This window comes from Testudinibacter sp. TW-1 (assembly GCF_050613185.1).
Taxonomy (GTDB): Bacteria; Pseudomonadota; Gammaproteobacteria; order Enterobacterales; family Pasteurellaceae; genus Chelonobacter.
The window spans coordinates 1,910,258-1,927,498 of record NZ_CP192511.1; the positions used below are offsets into that span (position 1 = coordinate 1,910,258).

The window sequence follows — 17,241 nt, forward strand, 5'->3', positions numbered from 1 at the left end:
CCTAATCATGATTGACTACGAAATTCTACGCTTTATTTGGTGGCTGCTTGTTGGGGTTCTGCTTCTCGGCTTTGCAGTGACTGATGGCTTTGATATGGGCGTATTAACCTTATTGCCGTTTGCCGGTAAAAAAGAGGTTGAAAAACGCATTATGATCAACTCGATTGCTCCGCATTGGGACGGTAACCAAGTATGGTTGTTGACCGCCGGCGGTGCGATGTTTGCCGCCTGGCCGATTGTTTACGCAACCTCTTTCTCCGGTTTCTATATCGCGATGATTTTGGTGTTGGCCGCATTATTTTTCCGTCCGGTCGGATTGGAATATCGCGCTAAAATTGAAAATCCGAAATGGCGCACCGCTTGGGATTGGGGCTTGTTTGTCAGTGGCTTTGCCCCGTCATTGGTGTTCGGCGTGGCATTTGGTAACCTGCTGCAAGGCGTACCGTTTGAATTCAACGATATCCTGCAAGTGAAATATACCGGTTCATTCTTTGAATTGCTCAATCCGTTTGCGCTACTGTGCGGTTTGGTCAGCTTGTCAATGTTGACGACACAAGGGGCTGCATGGTTACAAATGAAAACCACGGCGGAATTGCGTGATCGCGCTCGCGTTATCACTCAAGTCGGCGCATTTGCAACCGTCATCACTTTTGTGCTTGCAGGGGTGTGGCTGTTGTTCAAAGACGGTTATGTTGTCACCGGCGTAATTGATAAGAACGCTCCTTCTACCCCGTTGGGCAAAGAAGTGATTTTGGAAACCGGTGCGTGGTTCAATAATTTCAAAGAAATGCCCGTGCTATGGCTGTTGCCGATTTTGGCGGTCGCCGGTGGGTTATTGAATATCGTGTTTTCTAAAGCCAACCGTTCCGGATTTGCATTCTTGTTCTCGTCATTGACGATGGCCGGTGTGATTTTCACGTTCGGGGTATCGATGTTCCCGTTCATTATGCCGTCAATCACACATCCGAATACCAGCTTGTTGATGTGGGATTCAACTTCAAGTCACTTAACCCTGATGATTATGTTTGGTCTGACTTTAATCTTTGTGGTTATATTACTGGCTTACACCATTTGGGCATATGCCAAAATGTTCGGACGTATCGACAGTGACTTTATCGAAGAAAATAAAAACTCACTATACTAACAAAGAGGAAGAATTATGTTTTATGTAGCTTGGGTTTTAGGCGTATTATTAGCGGTTTTCTTTGCGGCGATTGTAACAATCAGCATTGAAAAAACCGGCAAATTTGATGAGTAACTATGATTGATAAACTCTATCAACTGGTAAATAAGGGCTCTTATCGAGCCCTTTCATTTATCTTGGCAATCGCACTGATGTTATCAATCTTTTTTCATGCGAAAAAATTTGCCTTGGCGTTAGGTGGCCCGTCTCCTTTATTTACCCTGTTTCTAATCTGGGGGACATCGATACTGTGGATTCATGGGCTTGGATTGCAAATACGCAAAACGCGTTGGAAAGGTTTTTTTAATCCTTTCATCGGTTATTTGGCGGCGTTATTTGGGGCCATCTATATTTATTTTATCTGAATCAGCAAAGTGCGGTAGGGGCAATCTGATCCCGTACCGCACTTTAATCATCTCTGTGTTATTTTATTATCTGATAATTATTTTCCGATATGAAATAATTAATCGCAAGCCAGTGTTTTTATCTTTACCTCTTCTTGTCATTAAAAATATTCTTGTTAATTCGCTAGGCGATCACTAGACAAGTATCAAACTATTCTTGATAATAGCGGCTTTGGGATCATGTGGGATATCGTTATGCAAAAGATACCAATCAGAGTTTATTACGAAGATACGGATGCCGGTGGTGTGGTTTATCATGCGCGTTATCTCCATTTTTTTGAAAGAGCAAGAACGGAATTTTTGCGTAATCTGGGTTTTGAACAGCAGCAGCTATTACAACAGTTTCAGCTGGCATTTGTGGTGCGCAGTATGCAAATTGATTATCGTATTGCGGCTAAATTGGATGACTGTTTGACGGTTGAAACAACCGTCAGCCAAGTCAAGAAAGCAAGTATTATTTTTGAGCAGAAATTATTCAAGCAAGATGAATTATTGTCAAACGCAACTGTCTTAGTTGCATCAGTTAATTTATCCAAAATGAAACCGGAGCCGATGCCTGAGACGATCAGAACGGCTTTGGGAGGCAAGTAATTACAGTATTTTAGTATGGACTAATCGGGGTTTATTGATGTCAACAGAGTTAAATTTTTTGGCACTTTTTTTAGAAGCAAGTGTTATCGTTCAGATTGTCATTGCAATCTTGATCATTTTTTCTATTATGTCGTGGGCAATTATTATCCAGCGGAGCGGCATTTTACGCCAAGCATTAAAATCTTCCGCGGCGTTTGAAGATCGTTTCTGGTCTGGCGAAGATTTGAATAAATTGTATGATGGCATGGATAACCGTCGCGACGGCTTAAGCGGCAGCGAACAAATTTTTTATGTCGGTTTCAAAGAGTTTTTACGTTTGCAACAAACTGCTTCAAGTACACCGGAATCCATCATCCAAGGAACGACGCGTGCGATGAACTTGACCTTGAACCGTGAAATCGAAGAAGTGGAAAACCGCATTCCTTTTTTGGCAACGGTGGCTTCAATCAGTCCGTATATCGGTTTGTTCGGGACGGTATGGGGAATTATGCACGCATTTATGGCGTTAAGTAATGTAAAACAAGCTACGTTGCAAATGGTCGCGCCGGGGATCGCCGAAGCTTTGATTGCGACGGCAATCGGTTTGTTTGCGGCAATTCCGGCTGTAATGGCGTATAACCGTTTGAGCTTGCGCGTCAGCAAATTAGAGCAAAATTATGCTAACTTCATTGACGAGTTCACTACCATTCTGCACCGTCAGGCATTTGCCAAAAAAAGTGCTAATTAATTTTCCGCACAGTATATCGTAGAGGATAAGAGGATATTATGTCGTATAGACGCAAACGTCGTGATATGAAGTCGGAAATTAACATCGTTCCTTTCTTAGACGTGTTGTTGGTATTATTGTTAATCTTTATGGCAACGGCACCGATTATCAGTCAGAGTGTACAGGTCGAATTGCCGGATTCGGTGGATAGCCAGTCGGTTTCCAATGAAGATAAAGTCCCTGTCATTTTAGAAGTTGCCGGAGTCGGGCAATATACGCTTGCAATTAATGGCGAGCGTAATGAGAATCTGACCGAAGAAATGGTGACCGAAATGGCAAAACAGGAGTTTGATAAAGATAATAATACGCTGTTCTTGGTTGGCGGAGCTAAAGATGCGCCTTATGAAGAAGTGATTAACGCGTTGAATTTATTACATCTTGCCGGTATTAAATCTGTTGGTTTAATGACCAATCCTTTATAAATTATCAGTACGGGATCAGCAGTGCAGACAGAGAAAACACAGAAATTAAACCGTGCCGTTCTGATTTCCACCATTTTGCACGGATTACTGTTCGGAATCCTGATTTTGGGCTCCTTATGGTATAAGTATATGCCGGCTGCCGGTGGCGGCGAAGGTGAAGGCGATGTAATGGGCGCGGTGATGGTGGATACCGGCGCTGCCGCTCAAGAATGGGGGCGGATAAAACAACAGCAAAAAGGTGATGTTGATAAAGCCAAACGTCAAGAATTAGAACAACAGGAGCAGCAGCAGCGTCTACAGGAACTGGAAAGACAGCAGCAGGCAGAACAGCAGCGCCAGCAGGAGCTGGAAAAGCAACAATTGGAAAAACAGCAAGCGGAACAGCGTCGGCAAGAACAACGGGAACAGCAACGCCGTGAGGCGCAGGCAAAAGCGGAGCAGGCTAAACAAGAAGAAATTGCTCGTCAGCAGCGTATTGCCAAAGAAGCTGAAGCAAAAAGAATTGCAGAACAGGCGAAACTGAAAGCAGACGCAGAGGCTAAACGTTTAGAAGCGGCAGCAAAAGTCAAAGCAGAGCAAGAGGCGCAAGCGGCGGCAGCCAAAGCAAAAGCTGAAGCCGAGACTAAAGCGAAGCTCGCAGCAGAAGCTAAGGCAAAAGCCGAATCCGAAGCGAAAGCCAAGGCGGCTGCGGACGCTAAGGCAAAAGCCGAGTCCGAAGCGAAAGCCAAGGCGGCTGCGGACGCTAAGGCAAAAGCAGAGTCTGAAGCGAAAGCCAAGGCGGCTGCGGACGCTAAAGCTAAAGCCGACGCCGCTGCAAAAGCCAAAGCGGCTGCCGCAGAAAAAGCTGCGCAACAGGCGGCTCTAGACGACTTTATGAATAGCGGTACGATTGGCGGTGGTTCAGCCGCTAAGGGCGGCAATCAGAATAAAGGCGGCACAACGGGCAGCGGAGCGGGAACGGTGAGCGGGGCTGATGGAGCGCGTGCCGGTGATGAATACGCCGGCGTGATTAAACGTACAATCAAACGTCGTTTTATCCGTGATGCGAGCTTTGCAGGAAAAACCTGTAGTATCAGAATTTCATTGGCGCGGGACGGAACTATTTTGAATTATCAAAAGATTTCAGGTTCGGATGACATTTGTAATTCGGCATTAAGGGCGGTTGCCAATACTAAAAAAGTACCGGCGGCACCTTCTGACGCCATTTATAATCGGTATAAAACTCCAATTATTGATTTTGATTTAAAATAAGATCAATTATGACAATGTGTTTAATATAGGGGATTTAAATGAAATATATTACTCGGATAACGGCAATATTAGCATTGGTGTTGGTATTGGTGAGCAATATTGTACGGGCGGAAGAGATCCGAATCGTGATCGATGAAGGGATCGACAGTGCGCAACCGATTGCAGTTGTGCCGTTTAAATGGAATGGGCCGGGTTCAGCACCGGCAGACATTGCGGATATTGTCGCAGCGGATTTGCGCAATAGCGGAAAATTTAGCCCGATTCCGGTCAGCAGAATGCCGCAAACCCCGTCTTCCGCAGCCGAAGTGAATCCGGAAGCTTGGGCGGCATTGGGCTTGGCGGAAATTGTGGTCGGACAAATCACCCCGACAGGTTCCGGGTATAACATTGCTTACCAGTTGGTGGATACCATCGGTGGTTCAGGCGCAGCCGGTTCAGTCTTATTGCAAAACAGCTATACTATCCCGAACAATAACCAATTGCGTTATGGCGCGCACACAATCAGTGATGAAGTATTTGAAAAATTAACCGGTATTCGCGGCGCATTCAGAACGCGTATTGCTTATGTAGTGCAGCGTAATGGCGGTAGCACACCGTATGAATTGCACGTTGCCGATTATGACGGACGCAATCAATTCGTCGTTAACCGCAGTTCACAACCGATTATGTCACCAAGCTGGTCGGCAGATGGCAAACAATTAGCCTATGTCAGCTTTGAAAACCGCAAATCACAATTAGTGGTTCAAAATTTAGGTTCCGGTTCACGTAAAGTGGTTGCCTCGACACCGCGTCACAACGGTGCTCCGGCATTCTCTCCGGACGGAACCCGTTTGGCGTACGCTTCTTCCCGTGACGGGCAACTGAATATTTATGTGATGAATCTGGCGTCAGGTCAAACCACACAATTGACCAGCGGTGCAGGCAATAACACCGAGCCGAGCTGGTCACCGGACGGACAATCGATCGTCTTCACTTCCGACCGTGGCGGCAGCCCGCAAGTGTATATGATGAGTGCTTATGGCGGTGGTGCGAGCTATGTCGGCGCAGGTGGCAGAAGTTATAGCGGTCAGATTACCTCTGATGGCAAAAATCTAATCATGATCTCTGCGGATCATATTGTCAAAAAAGATTTGGCAACGGGAAGCGTAGAGGTTCTGGGATCAACTTTCCTGGATGAAAGTCCAAGTGTTTCACCTAACGGAATCATGATCATTTATAGCTCTACCCAAGGGCTTGGGAAAGTGTTACAATTGGTGTCCGCTGACGGACGCTTTAAAGCTAGGTTACCAGGTGCGGACGGGCAAATTAAGTTCCCAGCTTGGTCTCCGTTTCTTACTAAAAACTAAGGAGTAATTAAAATGAAAAAACTTGCAAAAGTTCTGATGGTTGCTGCACCTGCATTCGTATTAGCTGCTTGTAGCAGTTCTTCTGATGATTCTGCTGCTCAAGGTCAATTATACGGTAACTATACTGCTGAAGATTTACAACAGCGTTATAACACCGTGTATTTCGGTTTTGATCAATACAACATCGAAGGTCAATATCAACAACTGTTGGATGCACATTCTCTGTACTTGACTGCAACTCCGGCAAGCAAAGTATTGGTTGAAGGTAACACCGATGAGCGCGGTACTCCGGAGTACAACATCGCGTTGGGTCAACGTCGTGCAGACGCAGTAGTAAACTACCTGACAGGCAAAGGCGTCTCCGGTTCACAACTTTCCACCGTTTCTTATGGTGAAGAGAAACCGGCTGTTTTGGGTCACACAGAAGCAGATTATGCGAAAAACCGTCGTGCGGTGTTAGCATACTAATTTGTAACGTAGCTTAAAGCTGTAAAACAACCTCGATATTTATCGGGGTTGTCTTGTTTTCGGCATAAGGAAATTATACGTGTCGTGCCGATCTTCGGCAGAATAAAAAAATAAGCGGTAAGATTGTAGATAAATCAGGCAAGCGGAAAAAAAATATAAATTTTTGATTGATAACTTCCGCAAAATGAGTATTATAGTGCCTCGTTACAAACGAGGGGTCGTTAGCTCAGTCGGTAGAGCAGCGGACTTTTAATCCGTTGGTCGAAGGTTCGAATCCTTCACGACCCACCACTCTCTTGTAACAGCCACTTAAAGTGGGTCGTTAGCTCAGTCGGTAGAGCAGCGGACTTTTAATCCGTTGGTCGAAGGTTCGAATCCTTCACGACCCACCATTTAAATTGCAATCTCCCAAGCGGGTCGTTAGCTCAGTCGGTAGAGCAGCGGACTTTTAATCCGTTGGTCGAAGGTTCGAATCCTTCACGACCCACCACTTAAATTGCAATCTCCCAATCGGGTCGTTAGCTCAGTCGGTAGAGCAGCGGACTTTTAATCCGTTGGTCGAAGGTTCGAATCCTTCACGACCCACCACTTGTCTATTCCTCAACTTTATTTTTGCGTAAGATCAAAAAGTTATATTTTTCTTGTATCTCGTGGATGAACAATCTGGACGAGAGGCATATAATAGTTGTTCTTTGGTTTGTTTTATAGGACAAGTTGTCAATGTTCGCTCTACAGGAAGCCGCAAAGAGCGGTTTGTTTTCCCGTCAGCACTGGTTGAATAATATTATTGCCGGGATCATCGTCGGGATTGTTGCTTTACCGCTCGGCATGGCGTTTGCGATTGCGTCCGGTGCGAAGCCGGAACAAGGCATCTATACCTCGATTATTGCCGGTTTCTGTACCGCAGTGTTTGGCGGTAGCCGTTTGCAAATCAGCGGTCCGACCGGGGCATTTATCGTGGTGTTGTCGGGGATCACTGCGCAATACGGCATTGAAGGCTTGCAAGTAGCCACCTTAATGGCGGGGGTGATTTTATTGGCATTCGGCTTAACCCGCATGGGCGCGATTATCAAATATATTCCCTCACCGGTTATCGTCGGCTTCACCGCCGGTATCGGTGTGATCATCTGGGTCGGACAATGGCAGGATTTTTTCGGTTTACCCAGTGTCAGCGGGGATCATTTCCACTTAAAACTGTTCCATTTAATTCAAGCGTTTCCGCAATTTCATTTCACAACCGCACTTTTAGCCGTCACCGCGTTGCTGCTGGTGCTTTACAGCAGCAAAATTCCCGGTTGCAAACGGATTCCCGGACCGTTAATCGCCTTATTGGTGATCAGCATGGTGCAATATCTATTTCAATTTGACGGTGTCCGCACTATCGGCACGGCATTTGGCGGCATTCCGCAAGGCTTGCCCGAATTTAAACTGCCGACCCTCAGTTGGACAAAAATGATTGAGTTGATTGGGCCTGCGTTTACCATTGCGATGTTAGGGGCGATCGAATCCTTACTATCGGCAGTGGTTGCCGACGGCATGGCGGGCACGCGCCACAATTCCAATCAGGAATTGGTCGGACAGGGCATTGCCAATATTGCTGCGCCGTTATTTGGCGGCTTTGCCGCCACCGGCGCAATTGCACGCACCGCAACCAATATCCGTAACGGCGCAACCAGCCCGCTTGCCGGAATTGTACATTCGCTCACATTGATCGTGATATTATTGGCGTTGGCACCGCTTGCCGTCCATATTCCATTGGCAGTCTTATCCGCGATTCTATTCGTTGTCGCATGGAATATGAGTGAAGCGAAACGCTTTATCAAAATGATCAAACGCGCGCCGAAAAGCGATGTTGCCATTTTGCTGATTACCTTCGGCTTGACCGTATTTGCCGATTTAGTGGTGGCGGTGAATATCGGCGTGATTCTAGCGACCTTATTGTTCCTGCGCCGTATGGCGGGCAGTGTGGAGGTTAAGCGGGTATCGCAAGCGGATTTGCTGGCGCGTATCGGTGAAGAGCCGTTACCGGAAGAATTACTGGTGTTTACCGTTGAAGGTCCTTTCTTCTTTGGTGCGGTTGAAAATTTTGACCGTGCGCTTGCCGATAGCCAGACTTACCCGAAATACTTGATCATCCGCCTGAAATGGGTGCCTTTCATTGATATCACCGGCATGCAGAGTTTGGAAAATGTGGTGTGCAACTTACAAAAACAAGGGGTGACCGTGATGTTATCCGGCGCCAACCATAATGTGACCCAAAAGTTGCGTCGCGGCGGCATTATCCAATTAGTCGGCGAACACAATGTGTTTAAACTGTTTGACGACGCCTTGCGCACCGCACAAAGCGAATTGCGCCAGCGTGAGGATAGTCCGGAGTAAAACAGGGTTAAAGTGCGGTTTGATAGTCGTGGCGCCAATCGGTTTAGGTTGGCATTAGGCTATCGTGATCTTTGTTATTCTATTTGCCGGTTTACTTTAACGACCGTTCTTTGTAAAAATTCAAAGAACGGTTTTTTATGTATTTCGTTTTATTTTTCTTTGATTTAGTCTACTTGATTTTGTTTATCTGATTCAATCAATGTGATCTTTTTTCTTTTATTTGATCGTCATCACAAAATAACGATTTCTTTTCTTGATCCCGAAGAAATTATTTGCTTTAATTCGCCAGCTACGAACAATTAACGATAATAATTATCATTGATGTAAAAAAGATGAGATGTATTTTTATTAACTTTTAGGTGTTACAATGAATAACGGAAAAAGACAAAAGCTTCATTTTAAAATGAAGCCACTATCACATATAGTGGCTTTAACCCTCCTTGGACAATTGGCTTATCATCAAGCGGCTTATGCAAACGAAGATGAGCAGTTAGACGAAATCCGCGTGGTCGGCAGTATCGGCGAGATCAGCAAATCCCAGCGCAATATCAGCCGTGTGGTGAAAAATGCCGAGCAATTACGGCGTGAACAAGTGAATGATATTCGCGATTTAACCCGTTATGATCCGGGCATTGCCGTGAACGAGCAAGGCAGCGGCGCTTCTGCCGGTTATTCGATCCGTGGCGTGGATAAAGATCGGGTTGCTATTTTGGTGGATGGGATTTCGCAGGCGCAGAATTATATGCCGCGTTCCAATTATGCGGAACGTTTTAGCGGCGCCAAGAATGAAATTGAATTTGAAAATATTAAAGCGGTAGAAATCAGTCAAGGGGCAAACTCGGTAGCTGCAGGCAATTCGGCGTTAGGCGGGGCGGTGATGTTTGTGACCAAAGATCCGAGCGATGTGATCAAACCCGACCAAAATTGGGGCGTAAATCTTAAAAGCAGCTACAGTAGCAAAGACCAGCGTTGGGGCAATTCGATTGCCGCTGCAGGGCAGGCAGGCGGTTTTTCGGCGTTATTACAATATACCCGCCGTGACGGACATGAAATCAAATCGCATTCCGATACACCGTCGCAAACGCTGGATCGTTTGTATCCCACCGAATATCAATATGAAGATTTGCGCAAGTCCGGTTGGACAAGTGCGGTCAGACCGGCACATTTTCCACAAACCGAGGGTTGTTTAGAGGGGCATTCACCGGCGAACTGCATTCAAAGCTCAACCTATGCCCCGAATGACGTTTACGGTTTGACACGCAATGCGGCAAATCCGATGGACTACCGCTCCGATTCTGCTTTTGGTAAATTCCAATATGAATTTAATCCGTCACATAAAATCGGGTTTGTATTTGAAAACACCAAGCAGCGTTATGAGATTGAAGACAGGGCAAATAGGGCAAAACCGTTTTATCGCAATTATAAAGACAGCGGCGCAAGCAATGACAGCACCGACTGGAAACACAGACCGCTTTTCCCGCATTATAAATTTGTTGATCATAAACACGATAAGAAGCGTGAAGGATTCTTCTATGAGTATCAAGCGGAAAATAACAAAAGCTGGTTAGATTCGGCGAAAATCGAATTGGATCAGGAAAAAGTGAGCATTACGTCCATTCATACCGAATCCGCCTGTACGCTGCGTGGCGAGACGCCGAACCAAAATTGTGAACTTTTCCGACGCAATGATTTGGGAATCAAGCTGGTTGAAGGCGGTGCGCCGATTGGATACCAAATGTGGAAACGCAGTAATGCGACCTTGACCGAGCAAACCAAACGAATCCGCTTTAGCGGCAAAAAAGTGTTGGATTATTTCGGTATCAAACACGAAATTGATCTGCTCGCCGGTATCGGGCGTTCTCGTTTTGATTTGGTGGAAGGGTTGAATTACAAACGTTATGACGAGGTGGTTCCTGCTGATCACGAATGTCATCAGGATACCCGTTTCAAATGTCAGAAATTCAACCATGGATTAATGCAGATTGAGAAAGAGCTGTCTAGCAAACAAGATCACCCGATTAAAGGTAAAAACTATTATTTCGGCGTGAGTAATAACTGGGAATTGGGCAAATATGTCGATTTAAGCGGTGGCATTCGTTATGACAGCTATAAATTCGATTCGAGCAATCCGGCATTTAAAAATGATGATTACAGCAGTTTGTCCTGGGCAGCCGGTATCGCGGTAAATCTGACGGAGAATATCACGCTCAGCTATAAAGCCAGCACCGGTTTCCGTGTGCCGAACGCACAGGAAATGTACGGCACGGATCTGCAACGTAAACGCGGCGTGCAATCGCGTGAGAAAATCCAAGCCGAAAAAGCCTTTAATCAGGAAGTGGGTTTTGATATTCACGGCAATGTCGGTTATATCACCGCCAATGTTTTCCGAGCCGATTATAAAAACTTCATCACTCTGAAAAGAAGGATGAATGACGACACTATCACCTCACAAAAAGAAATGGTGAGCTACTACGGCAATCAGGAAGAAGCACATTCCGCCGGTTTTAATGTACGCGGCGTGCTGGATTTTCATGCCCTGTGGAAAACCTTGCCTGACGGCTTAAGCGGCAGTGCGGCATACAGCAAAGTGCGACCGCGGAAATTAGGAAAAGTGTCGGGCAATTCGCAAAACATGTTGGAAAGCAGTTATGCCATGGACAGTCTGCAGCCGGCGAAATTTATTCTCGGTTTGGATTATGACGCGCCGACCGGCAAATGGGGCAGCGGCATTCGTTTCACCCGTTCCGACGCCAAAAAAGCCTCTGAGTTAGTGAGTACAAAACCGAATATTGACACACGCGGTGTACGTAATATCGGCGTAGTCAGAACCGTCAGTAAATCATGGTATACCTGGGATTGGGTCGGTTATGTCAATATCGGTAAAAACGTGACTTTGCGCGGTGGCATTTATAACCTGACCAATGCCAAATATGTGACTTGGGAATCTTTGCGTCAAACCGGGATTACAGGGTTAAGCACGGGCGTGACCGCAGAAGTGGAAGGCTTAGGTTATGACCGTTTGACTGCACCGGGTAGAAACTTTGCCCTGAGTGTCGAAGTGAATTTCTAATGTTAGATATCGAATGATAAGAGAGTATGAAAATGAATAAGAATAAATATAAAGAAGAAAAATTAAAATGGTATTACGCATTACTTTGCAGCGGTGCTTTTCTAGTAACCGCCTGTGGCGGTAACGGTGGTGTTGATGGTTATCAAGTGCCTGTGCCGGGTGCGGTAACAATAATTGAGCAGCCGGCAACACCGACAACACCGGAAACACCACGTGAGGAAGTGAAAAAACGCCCTGTTGTTGGTGAAGGCGGAGATGTGTTGAAAGCCAGTGATCGGAAGCCTGAGCCCGGTGAGTTTTTGCTGCCAACTTTGGGGAAAAATTATGAAAAAAAATATTCACCGACAGTTTATTATACGAGCGAAAAACAAGATGTCGCGTTTCAAATTGAAGAGGCGCGAGGAGGCGCATTATTTACCGCATTGCGGAGTGTTACGCATGATAGTAATGGAAAATTATCCAATATTCATATGGGAAATTATGTAAATGCTGACATACCACAATTTAACCATAAATTAACGGATAAATTACAGCATATTACGACCTATGAAGAGGCAAAAAAGCAAAGTTTATATGATGCAGGATTAAAGATAGGGGGGCAATATGCCGGAAGTTATGCGGCAATAGGTGAGGATATTTCTTACCCTTATTTTTGGCGTGATCCGGCGGTTGCCAATTGGAATTATCAAACTTATGGTATGTTTGATTCTGGTAACCGATTTATCAATATAGGAACGGTTAATGTGTATCAATCTATCGGCGAATATACCCAAACTGTGCCAACGGGTGGCGAAGCCACTTACAATGGTATATCCAGTGGCTTAGGTATGACCAACGGACATTCTTATGCCACGACCGCTGATGTGCAGATTAAAATTGATTTTGAAAAGCGTACCGCAGCATTTAATACAACCAACACCAAAAAATATGATTTTGATGAGGCTGGAAAATTAAAAGACGGTGTTGCTGCTGAAAACTTAAATTTGATTGCCAATGCGGCAATAGAGAAAGGGGCGGCAGGTTTTACTGGCGAGGTTAAAAGTGCGGATGACAAACTCTCTGGTAAAGTTCACGCCTTATTATATGGGCCGGCAGCGGATGAAGTCGGCGGGGTGTATGGACTTAAAGGTGAAAGCGGCACAGATCATTTGATAGGTGGTTTTGGTTCGCGTCGTATCGCAGAAACCGAATAATTTTTATTTTAATCTCACGTAACACAAGGGATTTCTCGTCCCTTGTGTTCTTTTTTGGAATTTAAATGATGTGTTTACGTTATTGTTATACTGCACTGTTAACGTTGTTGCCTTTTGCTGTATTTGCCGATTCTGCGCCGATGTTACCGACAAATCAGCCATTTTCGGACAATTTACCGCAACCGCAAATTTCACAACCGCAGACCGCACTTGATGATTTTTCTGTAGCCAAATCGACGCCGACGGCGCAACCGTTCGAATTGGAAAATCGCCTCTTGCCAACGGTGCTTAATTTAATGAAAGCGGGACAGTGGCAGGCGGCGAAAACCGTACTTGAACCCTTATTACAACATAATCCGCCGTCGTTGCACGGGCTGTTTTTAGCCGGGCAAATCGCCGAGCAGCAGCAAGATTGGCAAAGTGCGGTCGGCTATTACCGCCATATGCTTAGCTTTGATGCGACATTGCGGCGCCCTCGTTTGGAGCTGGCGCGTGCATTGGCAAAAATGGGCGAACTCAACGCTTCGGAATATCAGTTTAATTTGGCGCTCAGTCAAAAATTGCCGGAACCGGTACAAAACAATGTATTTTCGATGTTGCAAAATCTGAAAGCGGAAACCTCCTCTTTCAATCTGCAACTTGCCCTGTTGCCAAGCAGCAATATCAACCAAGGCACACAACAGCGCAGCGTGATATTAAACGACGGTAAAGAATATACCCTCAGCCAAAGCAGCCGTGCCAAACGTGGTGTCGGTTTGCAAATTGCGCTGGAAGGCGAGCAACGTTTCGGCGAAGAATATAAATGGTTTCTTAACGGTGCCTTGACCAATCTGGATTACGCCAACCGGCAAAGTGATCAAACCGCCACCCGTTTGAGCGTGGGGCGCAGTTTTGGTAATCAGCGCGGGCATGCGTGGGATCTTTCGCTTGGCGGGCAGCACTTGCTATATCAGCATAAAGGGCTATATCAGGGAGTGTTGGGACGGATCAATTATTCGTGGCGGTTAAAGCCCGATTGGAAATTGGCGCTGGCATGGGAAACGCAGCAGCTACATTATCGTCCCGAATATGCCTATCAACGAGGCTGGCAGCATTGGCTCAGTGCAAACCTGACGCATATAGCGCAGGGAAGAACGGTTTATTTTTGGGGCGTGCAACAGGGTTTCAACCAAGCGGCAGAGCGCAACTATTCCTACCGCACTTTCGGCGTGCGCACCGGTGTGCGCCATCATTTTGATTTTGCCCAATTGACGCTGGGCGGCAGTCTGACTTATACCCAAACCGATTACCGTGATCGTGCGCCGTTTTTTGGTGTGATCCGCCATGATAAACGTTGGAGCGGCAGTGTCGATTTGTTGAAACGGAATTGGTCGTGGAAAGGATTTGCGCCGCGCTTATCGTTTCATTACACCGATAACCGTTCAACGATTCCATTGAACCAATACAAAAATAAGCAAGTGCGGTTGGTGTTTTCTAAAGAATTCTAAACGGATTTGATATGGCAAAGGGACCGCACTTCAGTATTGAAATGCGGTCGGTACAGATAGATTCGAACGGAATTAATCAAACATCGCCGAAATGGATTCTTCGTTGTTAATCCGACGAATCGCTTCGGCAAGCATGCCGGATAAGGTTAATACCCGCACTTTATTTAAGGCTTCGATTTCAGGCGCAAGCGGAATGGTATCGGTTACCACAATTTCATCAATCGCATCGCCGGCGATATTTTGTACCGCACTTCCGGAAAAGATCGGGTGGGTTGCATAGGCAAAAACACGGCGTGCGCCACGTTCTTTCAAGGCGGCAGCCGCTTTGTATAACGTGCCGCCGGTGTCGATCATGTCATCGACCAAAATACAGTCGCGATCGGCAACTTCGCCGATAATGTGCATGACTTGCGACACATTGGCGCGTGGACGGCGTTTGTCGATAATTGCCATGTCGGTATCGTTCAATAATTTGGCAACCGCACGGGCGCGCACCACTCCGCCGATGTCCGGCGAAACCACGATGGGATTGACCAAATCGGTTTTTTTGACGATATCGTTGATTAATACCGGCGAGCCGAATACGTTATCTACCGGCACATCAAAGAAACCTTGGATTTGCTCGGCGTGCAGATCACAGGTTAACACCCGGTCAATACCGACACTAGATAAGAAGTCGGCCACCACTTTGGCGGTGATCGGCACACGCGCCGAACGTACGCGGCGATCTTGCCGGGCATAACCGAAATACGGGATAACGGCGGTGATCCGACCGGCTGAAGCACGGCGCAGGGCATCTACCATTACGATCAATTCCATCAGATTATCATTGGTCGGTGCACAGGTGGATTGAATGATGAAAACGTCGCTGCCGCGTACATTTTCATTGATCTGAACATTAATTTCTCCGTCGCTGAAACGACCGACGGTCGCTTTACCGAGGGAGGTATATAAACGTTCGGAAATTTTTTGTGCCAGAGCCGGTGTGGCGTTTCCGGCAAAAAGCTTCATGTCAGGCATGGTTTAACCCCAGGTTGGATATTGAAAAATTATGATTGCTCCGCAATCAGTGGAATGCTAACTATAAAATTTATCTCGTCAGTGCTTCTTTATTATTCCGAACCGTGTCTGGCGGCTCAGTCAAGAAAAATATGCAGCGGGGAACGGTTCATTCCCCGTGCGACAAAGCTATTTATATTGTTGGGTAACTGTTTATATACTTGTTCAGCCGCCGCTTGAGTTTCAAATTCGGCGAAAATGCAGGCGCCGGTTCCGGTTAAACGTGCAGGTGCATATTGTAGCAACCAGTCTAGCAACTGTTCAACCTCCGGATAGTGATCCCTGACAACTTTTTCACAATCATTGGCAAAATCTTGTGCCAAGAGTGCCGCCAATGTTTTTTTCGGCGTATTGCGCGGCAAGTGCGGATCTTGAAAAACCGCGGCGGTCGCAATAGAAACCGCCGGTTTCACCACCAGATACCATTTTTCCACCGGTTCGCAGTCAATCAACTTTTCGCCGACACCTTCGGCAAAAGCCGCATGCCCGTGCACAAAAATCGGCACATCTGCGCCGAGGGTTAAACCTAATTGCGCTAATTGATCGAGGGATAAATCGAGCCGCCAAAGCCGATTCAGCACGACAAGTGCGGTTGCCGCATTGGAAGAGCCGCCGCCGACACCGCCGCCCATCGGTAAATGTTTCTCTAAATGCAGATCGGCACCAAGGTTACGCCCGCTGTGCGCTTGCAGCAGTTTAGCCGCCCGATAAACCAGATTTTGTTCCGGCGCCACGCCGTCTAAAAGCGGCGTTACGCAGATTTCGCCATCAGTGCGCGGGGTAATGCTTAACCAATCGCCGTAATCCAAAAATTGAAACAGGGTTTGCAATTCATGATAACCGTCGGCGCGCCGCCCGTTGATATACAAAAACAGATTCAGTTTTGCCGGACAAGGGTAGCGGTTGGCTAGCATGCCAACCTCAAGTGCGGTATCGGATCGTTTATTTCCAAACATAGGCGCCGTTAAAATTTCCATTCGTCAACACGAATTTTCAGTTGTTGTCGCTCACCGTCGATCAGAATGTCTTTCGGTAGCGGCGGTTGCAGTTGCAGGTAATAATCCGAATATTTTGCTGACCAACGTTGTCCGTTCAGCGTGTAATTCAATTCGGCTAACAGGTTGTTTTGATTGATCTGATAATCCTGAGTGCCTTGCGGTTGCCCTTTCAGCCAGTAGCTGAACAGCTCGATCGGAAACTCCATGCCGACGATTTCTTTCAGTAACACTTGGGCGTCCTCAGCGGCACGGACATTGCCTTTGTTATCGCTGACGACGAGTCCTTGCGGCGTCATACGGAAAGTCATGGTTGAGGAGCTGAGCGAAGAAGAAAGATGTAACTGGTAATTTTGATCATTCGCGAACTGCCAGTCAAAACGGGTGGAAAAGCGTTCTTCAGGGCTGATATAACCCAATTGCCCGTTGCCGCGATACTGTTTGATCCGATTCAATTGCTGTAACTGCCGCTGCCATTGGGGCGACAGCTTATCGCCGTAAACCGTTTGGCGCTGCGGTTGCGGCTCGCTGACGCAGGCAGCCAAGAAAACGGATAAAAGTGCGGTCAGTGCCGGTTTTTTCACGGCGGCGTGGGAGATAAGGGCGTTTTGCAAACTTCAATCCTTG

Annotated in this window: 16 protein-coding genes and 4 tRNA genes; 17 read left to right on the forward strand and 3 right to left on the reverse strand. The window is 46.6% G+C overall.

Features of this window, described 5'->3' with window-relative positions; genetic code table 11:
* Positions 1 to 7: 7 nt before the first annotated feature.
* From cydB to ACQ31U_RS09240, 17 genes are all read left to right on the forward strand, one after another.
* Positions 8 to 1,144 carry a cytochrome d ubiquinol oxidase subunit II gene (cydB, locus tag ACQ31U_RS09160; RefSeq protein WP_431051382.1) on the forward strand — a complete coding sequence of 379 codons (1,137 nt, stop codon included), beginning with the start codon at positions 8 to 10 and terminating at the stop codon, positions 1,142 to 1,144.
* A gap of 15 nt (positions 1,145 to 1,159) precedes the next feature.
* Positions 1,160 to 1,258: a CydX/CbdX family cytochrome bd oxidase small subunit gene (locus tag ACQ31U_RS09165; protein ID WP_431051384.1), complete on the forward strand. Its 99-nt coding sequence runs from the start codon at positions 1,160 to 1,162 to the stop codon at positions 1,256 to 1,258.
* 2 nt (positions 1,259 to 1,260) lie between these two features.
* Positions 1,261 to 1,548 carry a cyd operon protein YbgE gene (gene ybgE / locus ACQ31U_RS09170; protein ID WP_431051386.1) on the forward strand — a complete coding sequence of 96 codons (288 nt, stop codon included), beginning with the start codon at positions 1,261 to 1,263 and terminating at the stop codon, positions 1,546 to 1,548.
* Positions 1,549 to 1,782: 234 nt separating this feature from the next.
* On the forward strand, positions 1,783 to 2,178 hold the full coding sequence (ybgC, locus tag ACQ31U_RS09175) for a tol-pal system-associated acyl-CoA thioesterase (protein ID WP_431051388.1): 396 nt from the start codon (positions 1,783 to 1,785) through the stop codon (positions 2,176 to 2,178).
* Between the two features lie 37 nt (positions 2,179 to 2,215).
* On the forward strand, positions 2,216 to 2,905 hold the full coding sequence (tolQ, locus tag ACQ31U_RS09180; protein ID WP_431051390.1) for a protein TolQ: 690 nt from the start codon (positions 2,216 to 2,218) through the stop codon (positions 2,903 to 2,905).
* A 38-nt stretch (positions 2,906 to 2,943) separates the two neighbouring features.
* Complete coding sequence (tolR, locus tag ACQ31U_RS09185) at positions 2,944 to 3,366, forward strand: colicin uptake protein TolR (protein WP_431051392.1); 423 nt, start codon at positions 2,944 to 2,946, stop codon at positions 3,364 to 3,366.
* Positions 3,367 to 3,387: 21 nt separating this feature from the next.
* Positions 3,388 to 4,617 (forward strand): cell envelope integrity protein TolA, encoded by a 1,230-nt coding sequence (gene tolA, locus ACQ31U_RS09190; RefSeq protein ID WP_431051394.1) that lies wholly within the window; start codon positions 3,388 to 3,390, stop codon positions 4,615 to 4,617.
* Between the two features lie 38 nt (positions 4,618 to 4,655).
* Positions 4,656 to 5,963, forward strand: coding sequence for a Tol-Pal system beta propeller repeat protein TolB (gene tolB, locus ACQ31U_RS09195; protein ID WP_431051396.1), 1,308 nt, complete (start codon positions 4,656 to 4,658; stop codon positions 5,961 to 5,963).
* A gap of 12 nt (positions 5,964 to 5,975) precedes the next feature.
* Positions 5,976 to 6,431, forward strand: a complete 456-nt coding sequence (gene pal, locus ACQ31U_RS09200; protein ID WP_034612739.1) for a peptidoglycan-associated lipoprotein Pal — start codon at positions 5,976 to 5,978, stop codon at positions 6,429 to 6,431.
* A 215-nt stretch (positions 6,432 to 6,646) separates the two neighbouring features.
* Positions 6,647 to 6,722: transfer RNA gene (locus tag ACQ31U_RS09205), tRNA-Lys, on the forward strand.
* 25 nt (positions 6,723 to 6,747) lie between these two features.
* Positions 6,748 to 6,823: transfer RNA gene (locus ACQ31U_RS09210), tRNA-Lys, on the forward strand.
* 22 nt (positions 6,824 to 6,845) lie between these two features.
* Positions 6,846 to 6,921, forward strand: a tRNA-Lys gene (locus ACQ31U_RS09215).
* A gap of 22 nt (positions 6,922 to 6,943) precedes the next feature.
* Positions 6,944 to 7,019, forward strand: a tRNA-Lys gene (locus ACQ31U_RS09220).
* Between the two features lie 132 nt (positions 7,020 to 7,151).
* Positions 7,152 to 8,810, forward strand: coding sequence for a SulP family inorganic anion transporter (locus tag ACQ31U_RS09225; protein ID WP_431051398.1), 1,659 nt, complete (start codon positions 7,152 to 7,154; stop codon positions 8,808 to 8,810).
* Between the two features lie 367 nt (positions 8,811 to 9,177).
* Entirely contained in the window at positions 9,178 to 11,880 is a 2,703-nt protein-coding gene (locus ACQ31U_RS09230) for a lactoferrin/transferrin family TonB-dependent receptor (protein ID WP_431051400.1), read from the forward strand.
* A 32-nt stretch (positions 11,881 to 11,912) separates the two neighbouring features.
* Positions 11,913 to 13,073, forward strand: coding sequence for a transferrin-binding protein-like solute binding protein (locus ACQ31U_RS09235; RefSeq protein ID WP_431051402.1), 1,161 nt, complete (start codon positions 11,913 to 11,915; stop codon positions 13,071 to 13,073).
* 65 nt (positions 13,074 to 13,138) lie between these two features.
* The gene (locus tag ACQ31U_RS09240; RefSeq protein ID WP_431051404.1) at positions 13,139 to 14,560 is read left to right on the forward strand and encodes a surface lipoprotein assembly modifier; all 1,422 of its coding nucleotides are present in this window, start codon (positions 13,139 to 13,141) and stop codon (positions 14,558 to 14,560) included.
* A 72-nt stretch (positions 14,561 to 14,632) separates the two neighbouring features.
* On the opposite strand, the gene ACQ31U_RS09245 is transcribed toward ACQ31U_RS09240, so the two are convergent.
* The 3 genes from ACQ31U_RS09245 to lolB form a co-directional block, all read right to left on the reverse strand.
* The gene (locus ACQ31U_RS09245; protein ID WP_431051406.1) at positions 14,633 to 15,580 is read right to left on the reverse strand and encodes a ribose-phosphate pyrophosphokinase; all 948 of its coding nucleotides are present in this window, start codon (positions 15,578 to 15,580) and stop codon (positions 14,633 to 14,635) included.
* 116 nt (positions 15,581 to 15,696) lie between these two features.
* Positions 15,697 to 16,575, reverse strand: coding sequence for a 4-(cytidine 5'-diphospho)-2-C-methyl-D-erythritol kinase (gene ispE / locus ACQ31U_RS09250; protein WP_431051408.1), 879 nt, complete (start codon positions 16,573 to 16,575; stop codon positions 15,697 to 15,699).
* A gap of 8 nt (positions 16,576 to 16,583) precedes the next feature.
* Positions 16,584 to 17,228, reverse strand: coding sequence for a lipoprotein insertase outer membrane protein LolB (gene lolB / locus ACQ31U_RS09255; RefSeq protein ID WP_431051410.1), 645 nt, complete (start codon positions 17,226 to 17,228; stop codon positions 16,584 to 16,586).
* Positions 17,229 to 17,241: the final 13 nt, after the last annotated feature.

Excerpts from the sequence above, each read along its gene's own strand:
- ACQ31U_RS09165 (WP_431051384.1), top strand. The coding sequence starts at position 1,160 with ATGTTTTATGTAGCTTGGGTTTTAGGCGTATTATTAGCGGTTTTCTTT.
- tolB (WP_431051396.1), top strand. The coding sequence starts at position 4,656 with ATGAAATATATTACTCGGATAACGGCAATATTAGCATTGGTGTTGGTA.
- cydB (WP_431051382.1), top strand. The coding sequence starts at position 8 with ATGATTGACTACGAAATTCTACGCTTTATTTGGTGGCTGCTTGTTGGG.
- tolQ (WP_431051390.1), top strand. The coding sequence starts at position 2,216 with ATGTCAACAGAGTTAAATTTTTTGGCACTTTTTTTAGAAGCAAGTGTT.
- ybgC (WP_431051388.1), top strand. The coding sequence starts at position 1,783 with ATGCAAAAGATACCAATCAGAGTTTATTACGAAGATACGGATGCCGGT.
- ACQ31U_RS09235 (WP_431051402.1), top strand. The coding sequence starts at position 11,913 with ATGAATAAGAATAAATATAAAGAAGAAAAATTAAAATGGTATTACGCA.
- ACQ31U_RS09240 (WP_431051404.1), top strand. The coding sequence starts at position 13,139 with ATGATGTGTTTACGTTATTGTTATACTGCACTGTTAACGTTGTTGCCT.
- ACQ31U_RS09245 (WP_431051406.1), bottom strand. The coding sequence starts at position 15,580 with ATGCCTGACATGAAGCTTTTTGCCGGAAACGCCACACCGGCTCTGGCA.
- ybgE (WP_431051386.1), top strand. The coding sequence starts at position 1,261 with ATGATTGATAAACTCTATCAACTGGTAAATAAGGGCTCTTATCGAGCC.
- ACQ31U_RS09230 (WP_431051400.1), top strand. The coding sequence starts at position 9,178 with ATGAATAACGGAAAAAGACAAAAGCTTCATTTTAAAATGAAGCCACTA.
- ACQ31U_RS09225 (WP_431051398.1), top strand. The coding sequence starts at position 7,152 with ATGTTCGCTCTACAGGAAGCCGCAAAGAGCGGTTTGTTTTCCCGTCAG.
- ispE (WP_431051408.1), bottom strand. The coding sequence starts at position 16,575 with ATGTTTGGAAATAAACGATCCGATACCGCACTTGAGGTTGGCATGCTA.
- pal (WP_034612739.1), top strand. The coding sequence starts at position 5,976 with ATGAAAAAACTTGCAAAAGTTCTGATGGTTGCTGCACCTGCATTCGTA.
- tolR (WP_431051392.1), top strand. The coding sequence starts at position 2,944 with ATGTCGTATAGACGCAAACGTCGTGATATGAAGTCGGAAATTAACATC.